Source organism: Microcoleus sp. T3_D1 (assembly GCF_036700405.1).
GTDB lineage: Bacteria > Cyanobacteriota > Cyanobacteriia > Cyanobacteriales > Microcoleaceae > Microcoleus.
Window position 1 is genome coordinate 1 of sequence record NZ_JAUBOV010000041.1, and the last position, 14,282, is coordinate 14,282.

Below are 14,282 nucleotides of genomic sequence, written 5' to 3' on the forward strand. Positions count from 1 at the left end.
ACTGTCAACTGTCAACTGTCAACTGTCAACTGTCAACTGTCAACTGTCAACTGTCAACTGTCAACTGTCAACTGACTAATTACGACAAACCTAACAGCCTTCTCGTCCTCTCCGCTTCTTGTCTTTGAAAATCCATAAACTTTAACATTCGGTAAAGTACCTCTATTTGGGGCAACTTAATACCTGCTTGCTGCGCCACCCGTATCGGATTACCAAAAATCGCCTCAACTTCCAGGGGCCGCGATTCATCATAATCGATTTTCATGCTCGTGCGGTAAGGCTTCATTTTCTCAGTGTAGTCGAGCATATGTGGGATAAAGTCCTCGGGAATAATGCGATCGCAACTTTTGGCTGCCGCTACCACTTCCCCCATGATTTCCTTAACTAAAATCAGAGTATCGGGATTAGCCATCAGTTCGTCAGTTCTCGCATCCAACACTACAGACAGCCCGTTATAAGGAATATTCCAAACCAGCTTTTTCCACCTTGACAATAGCAAATCTTCGCTCATCTTAATAGGAATATGAGCACGTTTAAAATCCTTAGCAATTTGGTGCAATCTATCAGTAATACCGATTGCTTTGTAGTCCTGGGCATATTCTCCCAGGGTGATAGTGCCGTAATCTAGGTGGCAGATATGACCGGGCCCAACTTTATAAGAGCAGAGAAAACACAGCCCGCCAAGCACTCGTTCTGCACCCACAATTTTAGCTACTTCCGGTTCGGCATTCAATCCGTTTTGCAAAACTAAAACCGCGCCGTTATCCTTTAATAAATGAGGCAAAATTTTGGGCAATAAGTGATTTTGAGTTGTTTTCAGCGCTACAATTACTACGTCGCACTTAGGCATTTTGTGCGCGTCGTGGTAGGCGCGGACGTGGGGGAGGGTGAAGTCGCCTTCGGGAGACTCGACAATCAAACCGTGTTTTTTGACATGATCGTAATCGCTGCGTAGCAAAAAATTGACTTCTAAACCTGCTTGTTGCAGTCTAGCACCGTAGAATCCGCCTAAAGCTCCCGTGCCCACAATGGCATAATTGCGATTTGACATACTATCAACTATTCAGAAATAATTATCAACAAAACAGAAATTTGATTGTCATTCCCTGCTACTATTTAAAGATAGAACTAATGCCAATTCTCGCCTCCAGAAAGCAACAATCATGAGTGTTGGGTTTGTTTCCTGAACTATGAGGTAAGGTGCGTCGCTTTGAGATTGTCACTCTTTTTTAGGATTGGCAGGTGGCGACGCACCCGGAGCGCTACTGTTGCATGACTTTTGAGAATTAGTATAATCTGAAATCTCAACTCTCAATTTTCCTCATCCACTGCATCAAGTCTTCAGATAGCTGTTTTCGAGTTCGGCTAACTGCATCAATGCAGACGTGCTTAGTCATAGCTTTAGCAGCGCTTCTTCCGGCAACTTCCTCAGAAAATACTTGATAGGCAATTTCAAATTCATCGCCAGTAACTTGTTTGGGCGTCAATTGAATCATCAGCCGATCGCCCGCAAACATTGGGCGATAAAAATCTACACTAGCATGAATTATGGGAAAAGCAACCTCGGAATTGCTGAAAAATGCTTTGAGATTGATTCCCGATGCTGCTAGAGATGCCTCGTAAGCTTCGTGGCACATCGCCAAAACGTTAGCAAAGTAAACGACTCCAGCAGCATCGGTATCTTGAAAGCGAACAGTACGGGTGTAAGTGAAAGGCATTTGAGGTAGTAGCGGGCGATCGCCAATCGGATCGCAATTTTACCAACCATCATATCGGTAAACCCGCACTTTTGGAGAAGTTATTAGCTAAGTAAGTAGGCGCTAATTTTTTATATTGTCAAACTCGCCCTCCTCACTCCTTCCCCTGATTTCTTAACCTTTGTTCTTAATCAACATCACGTCTATAATCTTGAGGGCAATATCTTCGGAAATCCCCAATGCACTGTAAAGATCGTTCAAAAGTTGTTCTTCTTCTTCTGAAACCTCGCCATCTGCTAAAGCGATATCAGTTGTCACAGCAAAAACTGTTTCTTTAAGTTCGTCGGGAAGCGTTGCCAGAGCGGCATTAAACAGTACCTCAACTCCTTGCCGTTGCATAATCATCAGCAGGCGATCGAGCATTTTTCTCATCACGTCATCGGGATAGCTGCGGAACAGTTGCATCCGAGATAGCGTCATGCTAATCGCTTTACTTTCGCTGTCATTGATGTAACCGTCTGCTGCTACGGCAATTAGCGCGATCGCCGCAAATGATTCGGCAGGCCCTAACGTTACTTCCGTTTCTTGGCGAGTCTGCGATACTTTATCAAATAAACCCATGATATTTTCCTCATTATTTAGTGGTGGATTTAGGGAGTCAGGATGGGTTCTGGCTCTGGAGGTTTCTTGGGAGATTTTGATAATTATATCAAATTTTGTTAGTTATTTATTATCAAGAAAATTATGAAAAAATTAAGAATTTTTATTTCGCCCTTCGGCGCTGCAATGGCGGGTTTATTCAGATCCTGAATTGCCTTCCTATATTTCAGGTAAAACTGACATCTTCCACCCTTCTCAAGAACAGGCTTTTCGGCCTGTTCCACAAAGAGTGAATTTTATTGTGGAACAGGCCGAAAAGCCTGTTCATAAAAAACTTATTGAGAAGGAGGTAACATCTCGGCTAAAACCCGCCCTCCCAGCGCCGACGATCTACTTGTGAAAAAGGGCTAAATCTGCTTTCAGGAAATCAACAAACTGCCGCGCAGTCCTGCCCGATCGCCCGTTACGGCGAGTTGCCCATTCTTTAGCGCGGTGTTCCAAATCATCGGGAGCGAGTTTAATTCCAGCGAGTTCTGCCAGATGTCGGACTATTGTTAAATAAGTGTTTTGATCGGCCGGTTCAAAAGTTAAAGTCAAGCCAAATCGATCGCTAAATGAAAGTTTTTCCTGCACAGTATCCCAAGCGTGAACTTCGTCTCCGTCGCGGGGGAGAGGCCTGTCGTCAAAAAACTCTCGAATTAAATGCCGTCTGTTAGATGTGGCGTAAACTACCACATTTTGAGAGCGAGCAGTGACATTCCCCTCCAAAACAACTTTCAGAGCTTTAAAAGCATCGTCATCCTCCTCAAAGGAAAGGTCATCCACAAAAATAATAAACTTTTGAGGAACTCCCCGCAACTGCTCGACAATTAGCGGCAAATCTTGCAAATCCGATTTAGATACTTCAATCAAGCGCAGATTGCGAGATCCAAATTCATTTAACAGCGACTTCACCAAAGAAGACTTGCCAGAACCGCGGCTTCCGTACAGCAAAACGTGCAAAGCGGGATAACCTGCCAGCAAAAACTCCGTATTTTTTACCAGAGCATCCCGCTGCCAGTCGCAGCAAACCAACTCTTTTAAAGTTATGCTATCGGGATGCGAAATAGTCGCCAAATGCCCTCCCCGCCACGAAAAAGCGCGATATTCGGCAAACAAACCCGTGCCAAACTGTCGGTAATAAACGGCCAAAGATTCCGCCGCGATCGACCATTTTTCCAGTTTTCCGTGCAGGGGCAACTCTCCCTGTTCTGCTCGAGTTTCTGAATGCCAAATCGGAGGCACTGCGTCAAGTTGACCAGCTACCCGCACCCACTTGCTCAACTGTTCGCTGCTGCATTCGTAAATATTTTGCAGCACTTCTAAATCATGTCGGGCGGCCTCCACCAAAGCGGGGGGCAAACTTGCAACATCTGTTTGCTGTGCTCGGCGTGAAAAGGGATTTTCGTCTTTGAGAATTTCCCAAATCAGAGAATCTTTCCAGCTTAAATTTTTAGCAGCCTGAAGTTTGAACCAGTTCCCGTAAGCTACCTGACATTCCAAACCGCTGACTTCGCTGTGGTGAAGGGCTTGCAGCAAATCGAGAAAGGCTTGACCGACAGGGCTTTTGAAAACCGATTGATACAGCAGCAGGGATGCTGCTTGGCGCTGGAGGTAACGGATTTGGGCGATCGCACCAGAAGTTAGGGCTGACATAATGGCAATTGTATAACAGTTAGATATCCTGACTGGGTTTAATAAATTTTCTAACAATTCGTGACATTAATTGCAGGCTGCGCTGTATAAATTTAGATGCACTTGTGAAATCGGGAGGATTAAAAATGAATTTAGGTACAGCAGCGGCGATCGGCTACGGCATTTTAACACTGGTTGGCGGCATCATGGGTTATATCAAGGCAAAAAGCCAAGCCTCGCTCATTTCGGGCTTGATTAGCGGTTCGCTGCTAATTTTTGCCGGCACCGCACAGCTTATGGGACAAAGTTGGGGTTTAACATTAGCAGCAGCCATCTCGGCTGTTTTAGTAATAGTCTTTATTGTGCGCCTTGTTAAAACTAAAAAATTCATGCCAGCCGGAATGCTAATTTTAGCTAGCTTAGCGTCTTTGGGCGCGATCGTTTACGAAATCAGCGGTCAATATCAATAATCTGTTGACTGTTGACTGTTGACTGTTGACTGTTGACTGTTGACTGTTGACTGTTTTTAGTGGTCAGTGGTTATTTGTTAATTGTTAGTTGTACGTTCTAATAACCACTAACCAATAACTACTAACCAATAACCAATAACCAGTGACCAATAACTAATGACTAATGACTAATGACTAATGACTAATGACTAATGACTAATGACCAATGACTAATGACTAATGACTAATGACTAATGACTAATGACTAATGACTAATGACTAATGACCAATGACTAATGACTAATGACTGCATCAATATACTGCTGAACTTCCCTGAGTTGCTGCCGCTGGTATTCGATCCAATCTTTTTCCGCCGCTCGCTGTTGGGGCGTCTCTTGCTGATACCGCGCCTGCTTCTCTAAAAAATTATTGTAGAACTTTATCGCTTTTTCAACTGTGTGAGTTGCCAGTTTCATGCGCTCCTCAAAAATTGCTAAAATCAAACTATCCATGATTGACCCAATCACTTTACAGGAATCTTCAAAATCGACCAAACTGATTCCCATCTTGCTTTTATGAACCAGAGCTTCTACAGGTTGTTTCAGCGTTTCTTTAAAAGTCTTCACAGAAGATCCAGGCAAATATTTCAGAGGTTCCGTAAACTTCGACACAATCTCGCCGCCTATTGATTGCAGTCGCTCTCTAAATCTCGATTGACTGTTGAGATCGAAGCATTCAATATAAAATTCAATTTTTTCTATATCAATAGATTGTAATTCTTTAAAAATCAAATGGAGTTCATTCTCCATAATTAAAATCACTCGCTCTGCCTGGTAATCAACTTCATTCCGTAACTCTTTGTGCAAATTATCTTTTTCAAAAAAACCAATACTATCTCTTTGAAAGATTTGATGGTTTTTATCCCACAAAAACCACTGATTTTTTAACTTTGTAGCCTTGTCGCTCCACGATTTGCGAACTTTAAAAACAGCATCATATTTGCCCTGTTTTCCTAAACTGCGAATTCTCACATCGCATCCGCTTAGTTCGCCAATTTGCTCCCAGACATCAACAGGAGATGCTCCAGCAATTCTCGGCTTGCTATTCCAGACATCCTCAGCATGAGATACATCTTTGAAACATACCTGAAGTAACCCCTTGAGTCTGAGGGCTGATTGCTTGATTTCCTGAATACAAGGTTCCACATCTAAGCTGAGTTGGGTAGCTGACTGTTTGATCTCTAGGGATTGATGTTCGTCGGCCAGCAATCGATCGCTAAACTGGGTAAGAGCCTGGAATACCTTGAGATACTCATTCATTTCCTTTGATGCCTCGTTTCCCTAAATAGCATACAATACAGAACATCTGCCTTTTTGAATACGAGCTAAGTCATACCATTTTAGATTTTAGATTAAAGAATTGAAGAATTGGGAATGACTGGTGACTATCGTGGTTTGGAGCTTGCCTACAGTTGCATTTTTTTTAAACTGGTGTCACAACATGGATTATATATTCACCCCTGCAACTCAGGCTCTACTCAATACTGGCAAACTGGTACAGCCTACTACCAAAACAGGAAAATTGCTCCCCGCAGCTAGAGATCCGGTGACAGGGGAGTTTGTGGAGCTTGCAAAAATCTTTTATCAATCAACAACTGGAACTACATACTCGCGCGGAGTTCTAGGATTGCTCGCACAGTTAGCCGGAGGTGGCCCCATACAGCCCCTGGTAGCTCCCGTGTACGTGACAGTGGCGCCGTTGCAGGTTGCTCAAACTCATCAGGGGTTTCAAAAAATATACAGAATGCTTAACTGTCTGAAAATTAATTTGGCAGTGATGCAAGCCACTGCTGCTGTCATTGGTATTGGCGCTGTATCGAGCACAGTTTTGTCAGCAGTAAACCTCAACCAAGTATTAAAAATCCGAGAAGAGGCCAAGCACCAGAAGCTAAAAATTAAAGACGGATTTATCGATCTCAGACACATCCTCAAAGATAGGGGAGTAGAGGTGATCCAGCAGATTTTTAAGGTGGCTCATGACTCTAGTTTTGAAATGCACCGCCAGAAATTGGTTAACGGTTACGATATTTTTTCTAAGGCTGTCAAACGCTGTCAGTCAGCCCTAACAGTGCCCGATATTAAACTACGGAATTCCGAAATTAATGGCGGGCGGGATATGCTGTTTGAGGCTTTAAAAATTTATGACAATCCCAGTTTGTTGGAGGGGCTGTGTTCTGCCGGAAAGCTCAGGCAAATGGAATGTGTTTGGGCGATCGAGCAGGCGATCGGGGTCACGTTTCACTTGCAGCGGGCCTACGATATGGTGAGCGATCGCCTGCAGGAACTCCAATCAAAAATTTGTCAAGATATTCTAACTGTTGTTAAAGGATGTGAATCCGAACCCGAACTAGATTTTTTATTTCCCGAAGTTACTAGGATTCTCGGTCATGATTTAAGTGTAATAGAATTTTGGCAAAATGAGGTTGATTGGATGCAAACTTTGTCTCCAAAAGAGCAGCACCAGTTAGCTAGTTTAGATAAACTCACCGGCGATAGTTTAAAAAGCAGCGTGTACACTACATTCGCGGTATTAGCTGCGGAACCTTCACTTTATGAAAGTTTAAAGCAAAAGTCTCACTTTCTCTCCTTGCGCGACCAGCTAACCTTCGCTGTGTCGCCGGAAATCCGCCGGAGATACGAAGTTTATGTCAGCCAGCAGGCGATCGCTACTGGCTATCAAGGTTTAGCTGCCTCGAATTGGCAAGAAATATCCGATTTAACTGTCGCCAACCTCTACCACTTTTTTCAAATCCGAGAGGACTCAACTGACAATTATCCAACTGAGGAGGAATTAGAAACGCCTTTTTGGCACTTTCCCAAAACCTTACAAAGCGAGCTGAATTACAGCAATTAAATGACCAATGACTAATTATATCATTTACGATCGAGCGATTAAAAGGGCGGGTTTTTGAGATTGTCAATTATTGGCAGATATTTTTCGTGAACCCGCCCCTACTGTATTATATCATGTCCGGTCAATTAACCATGATTCCTGTAGGGGCGGGTTCACCAAGATATTGAATAGAAACGGGAAAATCTGTAAACCCGCCCCGGCCTTTAATCGCGGTCAATCGATCGGACATGATATTAGGGGTAATCGACCGGAATTGATATTACACCAGTTCCTCAAAAGGATGCAACTGTAGAGAATTTCCCAACCATTATGCAGTAAGTCATTCCCATCTAAAATCTAAAATCTAAAATCTAAAATCTAAAATCTAAAATAATATTACCTCAACCACAACTTAATAGTATTGTCTTTAGAACCGCTAGCAATAGTTTTGCCATCGGGACTAAAAGTCACCACATAAACCTCATCGGAATGTCCCGTCAAAGTATTCAGCAATTCTCCCGTAGCAAAATCCCAAATTTTAATAGTTTTATCCTTGCTCCCGCTGGCAATAAACTTCCCGTCCGGGCTGATAGCAACCGAGACAATATCGTCAGAATGTCCCTTAATCGAGCGAATTAAATCTCCTGTTTCGAGATTCCAGATTTTAATACTTTCATCGTAGGAACCGCTAACAATTGTCTGGCCGTCCGGGCTAACCGCCACCGACCTCACCGCGTCGCCGTGTCCCTCAAGAGTTTTGAGCAACCTCCCCGTTGCTACATCAACAACTGTAATTTTGTTATCCTTAGAAGCGCTAATCAAACTTTTTCCATCTGGAGTGAAAGCAACAGAATAAACAAAATCTGTATGGTCGGGCAAATTGTAAATCAAACGGCCAGTTGTTGCATCCGAAATCTTCGTGGTTTTGTCTCCGCTGGCACTAGCCACAAGCTGTCCGTCGGGACTGAGGGCGACAGACCAAACAGAAGCAGTGTGGTCGAGACTGCGAATCACTTGCCCTGTTTTCAAATCCCACAGCATGACTCGCCAAAAACCGGTTCCAGTCGCCAGTCTTGTACCGTTTGAGTCAAAAGCAACCGACCAAACGGTGGATGAATCTCCTGGAAAAGTGCGGATCGACTTGCCTGTAGCTAAATCCCAAATTTGGATGGTTTTGTCTTTAGAACCGCTGGCTAACATTAAGCCGTCTGGACTGAAAGCAACAGACCCAACTGCATCTGAATGCTGAGCGAAATTTTTGACTTTGGCGTTCTTCCACAGCAGACCTGCTTGGCACTGTTCTTGTAACTCCTGAGCGGACGAATAGCTGCTGGAAGTGTCGGCAATTGTTGGTATTTGACTGATGCAGCCTTCATAATTGCTGGCTGTATAAAGAGCTTCAATTTGAGTGATCTGTTGGGATTCTTTCTGGACTCGCTGCTGCCATTCTTGCCACTTGAGATATCCGTAAACTCCGCCGATCGCAGCTAAGATAGCCGCAATTGTTGCCCCGGCAAGATAAGGATTGAATTTGCGAGTTTCTTTGGGGACAATCGCTGCTGGGCTGGAACTCGATAAATCGGTTTTTCCGTTCAGATTTACCTGCGGGGATACCGCCGGACTTGCCTGCAATTCGAGGTGAGGGGCGCTACTCGGTGGTGGCCCATTGGGGTTGCGGTGTCCCTCCAAAACTGTGGTAATCGCCTTGTACAATTTAGCAAATAAAGATTTAGGAATGACTAATTCTTCGATTGTCGCGGCATCTTCGTCAGTAAGCCCTAAAACTTGCTGCAAGCGTTTTAACTCCTCGCGAGTTTCCAGAGAAAAAGGATATTCTTGCTGCATTGCTTCTTGCAGTGATTGTTCGTAGCGTTCGCCTTTTTCCCTGTATTTCCGGTAAGGGTTCAATACCTCATCTTCGATCGCCTCTGCTTCTTCTGGCAGCAATTCCAAACTGACGCGCAGTTCATCTAATATTCTCCGACCGACGACTGTAATATCACCCCGGCTGCTGCTGCGCCGATCGACTTCTTCGCGATATATTGTTAGCTTGGGAATCCGCGCCCGCGAGCGATCGCCAATTTTCCTCAAATCGGCTAAAGCTTCCGCCGCCGACTGGTACCTCTCCCGAAAATCGTAGCGCACCATATTATCCAAAACATCGGCCAGCGCTTGGGAACACGTGGCTAAATGTCGCCAAACAATTTCGCCTTTATTAGAATTTTTCAAATCCCGCAGTTTCGGCAAATCGTAAGCCGGCAAACCCGTCATTGCTTGGATGCCAATCATTCCCAAAGCGTAGATATCGCTGTTGAGTTGCGGGTTGTATTGAAATTGTTCGATCGGCATATATTCCAGAGTGCCAATCCGCACCGTTACCGGCGCTTGTCTTTGAGCGATGTGAATTTCTTTCACCGAGCCAAAGTCAATCAAAACTAACTTGTTGTCGGAATAGCGGCGGATTAAATTGGCCGGTTTAATATCTCGGTGAATTACTCCCTGTCCGTGTACAAACACTAAAATTTCTAACAGTTCCTTCAGCAAAGGAATCATTTTTTCTTCAGTTAGAGGCTTTCCCGGTACAATCTCGGTTGATAGCGAGTGACCGGCAACAAAGGATTCAACTAAGAAAAATTCTTCATTTTCTTCAAAATAAGCGAATAGCTGAGGAATTTGGTCGTGTTGACCGAGCTTTTCTAGAACTTCGGCTTCTTTTTGAAAAAGACGGCGCGTAGTATTAATTAATTTCGGTTCGGTGGTACCGGGACGCAGGTGCTTGACAAAGCACTGCGGTTCTCCGGGACGGCGAATATCTTTGGCCAGATAGGTTTGTCCAAATTCTCCTGTTTCTATGACTTCAATGATTTGATAGCGTCCATCTAAAAGTTGGCTCACCATGATAATAACGCAGCCTTTTTTTGGTTGATTTTCGCAAGAAACAGTTGCACTGTTGAGTCAGTTGTATAGCCTTTTTCAGGTAAATTAGGTGTTCCTGGGCATTGGGAAAACAGGGCATTGGGCATGGGCAAAACTGGGCATTGGGTATTCGGAATAGTTGTTTCTTTCCTTCTTCTTTCTTTCCTTCTTCCGACTTCCATCGGACTTCTTCCCTCTGACTTCTTTCCTTCAGACCTCTTTCCTTCTGACTTCTGACTTCTGACTTTTGACTGAGATATTGCACCATTCTCAATTACTTGTTTAGGAACAGGCAAGATGCCTGTTCCACAAGAAAACTCACTCTTTGTGGAACGGGCATCTTGCCCGTTCTTGACAATGGTGCAACATCTCAGTTCTAACTGAGATATTGCACCATTCTCAATTACTTGTTTAGGAACAGGCAAGATGCCTGTTCCACAAGAAAAATCATTCTTTGTGGAACGGGCATCTTGCCCGTTCTTGACAATGGTGTAACATCTCAGTTCGGACATACTTTATTTTTTCAACATCTGCAAAGCTTGATATCCCAAAAAGAAAAAACCCAAAGCGCCGAGTACCGCTATCGTGTTCGCAAACACATCGACTGTAAAAAATTCGCCCATTGCAATATCCTCTGAAAACTGATATCTATCCTCGGCTTTTCGGTCGCTGTCTGGGTGAGGGGTCTTGCCCCTCGGTGCGGGCGAGCCGAAAGATGCTCACAAATTATAGCAAAAGAGGTGGTCAATCGATTTTAGATTTTAGATTTTAGATTTTAGATTGAAGCATTGACTTGCGCGAGATGAATCACGTGGCGGGTATCCTGGATGCTTTCGGTCAATCGATTTGAGATTTTAGATTTTAGATTGAAGCATTGAAGCATTGACTTGCGCGAGATGAATCACGTGGCGGGTATCCTGGATGCTTTCGGTCAAAATAACTTTTCGGGCGATCGACTAGCTTTTTGTTTTAATATTTTTTAATATTTAGGGAGACAAATCCTGTACCGAAATTTTGAGGTCAGTTCGCTTTGATATTGTTAACCCTGCTAATTTTTTCTCTGATTGTAAGTACAGCTTACAGTAAGAATTTGCGCCGATCGGTCAAAAATGCGCCTCGAACCGACAGAAGTTCCGCCAGGCCCTCACCGGAACCCGCCGCGCAGTTCCCTAAAGTTTCGGTAATCGTACCAGCATACAACGAGGCAGAGAATATTCGGGATTGCGCGATCGCCATTTTGGAGAGTACACCGCTGTCTGTGGACAACTTAGAGGTTTTAATTGTAGACGATCGATCGACAGACGGCACCAAGGCGATCGGGCAAACCCTGCAACAGCATCTCAACGACCCCCGGCTTAAAATATTAGCAGGTCAGCCGCGACCAACCAACCAATATTGGGCGGGAAAAAACTGGGCCTGCGCCCAAGCTGTTGAGGTAGCAACCGGAGACTTCTTATTATTTATCGATGCCGACGTGCGACTCAAACCAGGGGCGATCCAAAACGCTATCGCCACAGCAGAAACCGACAAAATAGACTTGTTCACCTGTATGCCAGCGCTGGTTTGTGAGTGTTTTGCCGAGTGGTTAGTGCAGCCGATAATGTTCAATAACTTAGCAGTTTGCTTCGACTTCACCGCCGTCAACGATCCCTCGAAAACAGACAGTGCTTTTGCCGCCGGCCCGTTCATGTTATTTAGGCGATCGGGCTACGAAAAAATTGGAGGTCACCAGGCCGTTGCAAGCGAAATTGTGGAAGATGTGGAATTAGCTAGACGCATCAAACGTGCGGGTTTAAAGCTCGGACTTTATTCCGGGTCAAATTTGGCATCCGTGCGGATGTATCGGTCTTGGAACGCATTGTGGGAAGGCTGGACAAAGAATTTGTATCTCGGCGCTAACCGCAGTTGGGGCATGATGGTTTACATGGCCGCAATTATGTTATTTCTTTATCCTATGCCGTGGTTGGCATTAGCTATTTTGCTGGCAAACGGGGACTTCGCAGAAATTCTGACAATCAGCAATTACCAATTACCAATTACCAATTACCAATTGCCAATTACCTGGTTAACTATCTGTTTATCCGTAATCGTAATTGGGCAGCATTACACTTTGCGCCGCTTGAGTGCCGAGATTTCTGAATGTCCTACAAAATACTGGTGGTTGGGAGGTTTCGGAGGTGCGTTAGTGGCGGCGATTGCGATCGCCTCTGCGATTAAAACCGAAACTGGTTGGGGATGGACTTGGCGGGGTAGAGCTTTGCAAATTAAGAGTTAAGAACACCAAGCTCAAATCATTCGTGACAACCGATCGTTTGTTGGTAACATTTATTGATAAATATGATTTTTATGAAGTCAAGGTTATGAATTTTATGAGTTGACTTTAAGAGCTGCTTATTTAATAATATTAATCAACATCCTCTTGCCTCCAATTGGAAGGAACCTCATGTCTGTTTACACTCTGAGTGATTTAAGTAATAACAATTCAGATTTGTTGCAAGGTGCTTCACAACATAGCTGCCCGATCTGTAGCAGTCGCGCTCAAACCTCAGATTCGGGCGCCGAACGATCGGCCGCTCAAGCTTCCGCCTTCAGCAACTCTAACGAGATCGATGCTCTGCTGACAAGAAGTAGAGCAAACCCCGGACAGCCAGCCAAATGGAACGTCGCTCCCGGCGGCACCATCACCTACAGTTTTGTGACTGCTGACAGCGCGGCCAGTTATTTTGCATCTAGAAACGAAACCAATATTGAGGAAGTTAACGATCGCATCAAACAGAATGTCCGCCAAATCTTGCGGGACAATTATGCCACAGTCTTGCCGCTCAACTTTGTAGAAGTTCCAGACTCGGCCCAAAGCAACATCAGAATTATGTTTTCTGACGGGCCGGGTGCTGACGGCTATGCCTACAGTGGTTATCCGGGTCAGTTGGGCGCGGTCGCCATCCACCTCCAAAAGCTCAATGAAAACGATCCGGAAACAGCTTTTTCCGCAGGCCCCGGCAGTTACGGCCACTTTACTTTAATTCACGAAATCGCTCACGCGATGGGTTTGAAGCACCCCGGCAACTACAACGGCTCCAGCAGCGGCTTAACAGGAAACTCCGCAGACCTTCCGTATCTTCCGTTTGACAAGGACAATACGAGAAATACGATCATGTCCTACAACGCCGCATATAGAAGATTTAACGATCCCAACGCCGAAAATCCCCGGAGTTTGATGGCTTATGACATCCGGGCTTTGCAGTATCTTTACGGCGCACGCAGCGACTTTAACGGTGACAATAATGTTTACAAATTCGACAGCACTAATTTCAATACGGTTCAAACTATCTGGGACGGCGGTGGCAGTGATACTTTGGACTTTTCGGCACTGCCTGCCAACAACGTTTATTCTTTGGACATGAATCAGGGTAAGCCGCTGACGACAAAGAGCGCTCTGGGATATCTGGGCTACTATTTAGAACCTTCGCAGTTGCCACCAGGTGCCGATCTCGATCGGGTTTATACAACTGAAACTTTTGGCACGTACATTGCTTTTGGCGCGGATATCGAAAATCTGGTAGGTTCGGCCGGAAATGACCAGGTACTTGGAAATGAATTAGCTAACAGTATTCTAGGCAGTGCGGGGATCGACACGATTAGTGGGGGGCGGCAAAGCGATACTTTGGACGGTGGCGAAGGCGGTGACTATATTTACGGCGACAAAGGCATGGATCTGTTAACTGGCGGGGGCGGGGGGGATTGGCTGCAGGGCGGTCGGGCAAACGATACTATTATCACCGGTGTCGGTTTCGATGACATTGTGTTGCAGCCGGATGGGGGTACGGATACGATTGTTGATTTTGCTCCTGGTGTGGATTGGTTAGTGTTAGTTGATGGTTTGACATTCGAGCAACTGTCGATCGTACCTTCAGGCAACGATACTGAAATTCGGATCGGCAGCACCGGACAAGTCTTGGCGCTATTACCGGGAATAGCGGTAAGTTCGATCGGGGAATCTGATTTTTTAGTTGTTTAAAGTGATAGAAACGGAGGACACGGTAATGCCGTTTCC

At 44.9% G+C, this 14,282-nt stretch carries 11 protein-coding genes; 4 read left to right on the forward strand and 7 right to left on the reverse strand.

What is annotated here, in order from left to right; all coding sequences use genetic code 11:
• Positions 1-79: 79 nt before the first annotated feature.
• The 4 genes from QT992_RS19035 to QT992_RS19050 form a co-directional block, all read right to left on the reverse strand.
• Positions 80-1,051 (reverse strand): putative 2-dehydropantoate 2-reductase, encoded by a 972-nt coding sequence (locus QT992_RS19035; RefSeq protein ID WP_333377509.1) that lies wholly within the window; start codon positions 1,049-1,051, stop codon positions 80-82.
• A 253-nt stretch (positions 1,052-1,304) separates the two neighbouring features.
• On the reverse strand, positions 1,305-1,718 hold the full coding sequence (locus tag QT992_RS19040) for a thioesterase family protein (RefSeq protein WP_333377512.1): 414 nt from the start codon (positions 1,716-1,718) through the stop codon (positions 1,305-1,307).
• A gap of 153 nt (positions 1,719-1,871) precedes the next feature.
• Positions 1,872-2,318, reverse strand: a complete 447-nt coding sequence (locus QT992_RS19045) for a tellurite resistance TerB family protein (RefSeq protein WP_015178926.1) — start codon at positions 2,316-2,318, stop codon at positions 1,872-1,874.
• 369 nt (positions 2,319-2,687) lie between these two features.
• The gene (locus tag QT992_RS19050; protein ID WP_333377516.1) at positions 2,688-3,992 is read right to left on the reverse strand and encodes an ATP-binding protein; all 1,305 of its coding nucleotides are present in this window, start codon (positions 3,990-3,992) and stop codon (positions 2,688-2,690) included.
• A 125-nt stretch (positions 3,993-4,117) separates the two neighbouring features.
• On the opposite strand from QT992_RS19050, the gene QT992_RS19055 reads away from it, so the two are divergent.
• Positions 4,118-4,441 (forward strand): TMEM14 family protein, encoded by a 324-nt coding sequence (locus QT992_RS19055; protein ID WP_333103981.1) that lies wholly within the window; start codon positions 4,118-4,120, stop codon positions 4,439-4,441.
• A 272-nt stretch (positions 4,442-4,713) separates the two neighbouring features.
• Here the strand turns inward: QT992_RS19055 and QT992_RS19060 are convergent, their stop codons facing one another.
• The gene (locus QT992_RS19060) at positions 4,714-5,739 is read right to left on the reverse strand and encodes a hypothetical protein (protein ID WP_333316760.1); all 1,026 of its coding nucleotides are present in this window, start codon (positions 5,737-5,739) and stop codon (positions 4,714-4,716) included.
• A gap of 121 nt (positions 5,740-5,860) precedes the next feature.
• On the opposite strand from QT992_RS19060, the gene QT992_RS19065 reads away from it, so the two are divergent.
• A complete protein-coding gene (locus QT992_RS19065) occupies positions 5,861-7,333 on the forward strand; it encodes a hypothetical protein (RefSeq protein WP_333316762.1) in 1,473 nt (490 codons plus the stop codon).
• A 375-nt stretch (positions 7,334-7,708) separates the two neighbouring features.
• Here the strand turns inward: QT992_RS19065 and QT992_RS19070 are convergent, their stop codons facing one another.
• Positions 7,709-10,210 carry a protein kinase domain-containing protein gene (locus QT992_RS19070; RefSeq protein ID WP_333316764.1) on the reverse strand — a complete coding sequence of 834 codons (2,502 nt, stop codon included), beginning with the start codon at positions 10,208-10,210 and terminating at the stop codon, positions 7,709-7,711.
• On the reverse strand, positions 10,204-10,740 hold the full coding sequence (locus QT992_RS19075; RefSeq protein ID WP_333342829.1) for a hypothetical protein: 537 nt from the start codon (positions 10,738-10,740) through the stop codon (positions 10,204-10,206). Before QT992_RS19075 ends, QT992_RS19070 begins: the two co-directional genes overlap by 7 nt.
• Positions 10,741-11,258: 518 nt before the next feature.
• Between QT992_RS19075 and QT992_RS19080 the strand changes: the two genes are divergently transcribed.
• Positions 11,259-12,503: a glycosyltransferase family 2 protein gene (locus QT992_RS19080; RefSeq protein WP_333377519.1), complete on the forward strand. Its 1,245-nt coding sequence runs from the start codon at positions 11,259-11,261 to the stop codon at positions 12,501-12,503.
• Positions 12,504-12,671: 168 nt separating this feature from the next.
• Complete coding sequence (locus QT992_RS19085) at positions 12,672-14,246, forward strand: M10 family metallopeptidase (RefSeq protein ID WP_333316770.1); 1,575 nt, start codon at positions 12,672-12,674, stop codon at positions 14,244-14,246.
• Positions 14,247-14,282: the final 36 nt, after the last annotated feature.

Bases quoted from the DNA above. Each gene is read 5' to 3' on its own strand.
- QT992_RS19040 (WP_333377512.1), bottom strand. From the start codon at position 1,718: ATGCCTTTCACTTACACCCGTACTGTTCGCTTTCAAGATACCGATGCT.
- QT992_RS19050 (WP_333377516.1), bottom strand. From the start codon at position 3,992: ATGTCAGCCCTAACTTCTGGTGCGATCGCCCAAATCCGTTACCTCCAG.
- QT992_RS19060 (WP_333316760.1), bottom strand. From the start codon at position 5,739: ATGAATGAGTATCTCAAGGTATTCCAGGCTCTTACCCAGTTTAGCGAT.
- QT992_RS19045 (WP_015178926.1), bottom strand. From the start codon at position 2,318: ATGGGTTTATTTGATAAAGTATCGCAGACTCGCCAAGAAACGGAAGTA.
- QT992_RS19075 (WP_333342829.1), bottom strand. From the start codon at position 10,740: ATGTCCGAACTGAGATGTTACACCATTGTCAAGAACGGGCAAGATGCC.
- QT992_RS19070 (WP_333316764.1), bottom strand. From the start codon at position 10,210: ATGGTGAGCCAACTTTTAGATGGACGCTATCAAATCATTGAAGTCATA.
- QT992_RS19055 (WP_333103981.1), top strand. From the start codon at position 4,118: ATGAATTTAGGTACAGCAGCGGCGATCGGCTACGGCATTTTAACACTG.
- QT992_RS19035 (WP_333377509.1), bottom strand. From the start codon at position 1,051: ATGTCAAATCGCAATTATGCCATTGTGGGCACGGGAGCTTTAGGCGGA.
- QT992_RS19085 (WP_333316770.1), top strand. From the start codon at position 12,672: ATGTCTGTTTACACTCTGAGTGATTTAAGTAATAACAATTCAGATTTG.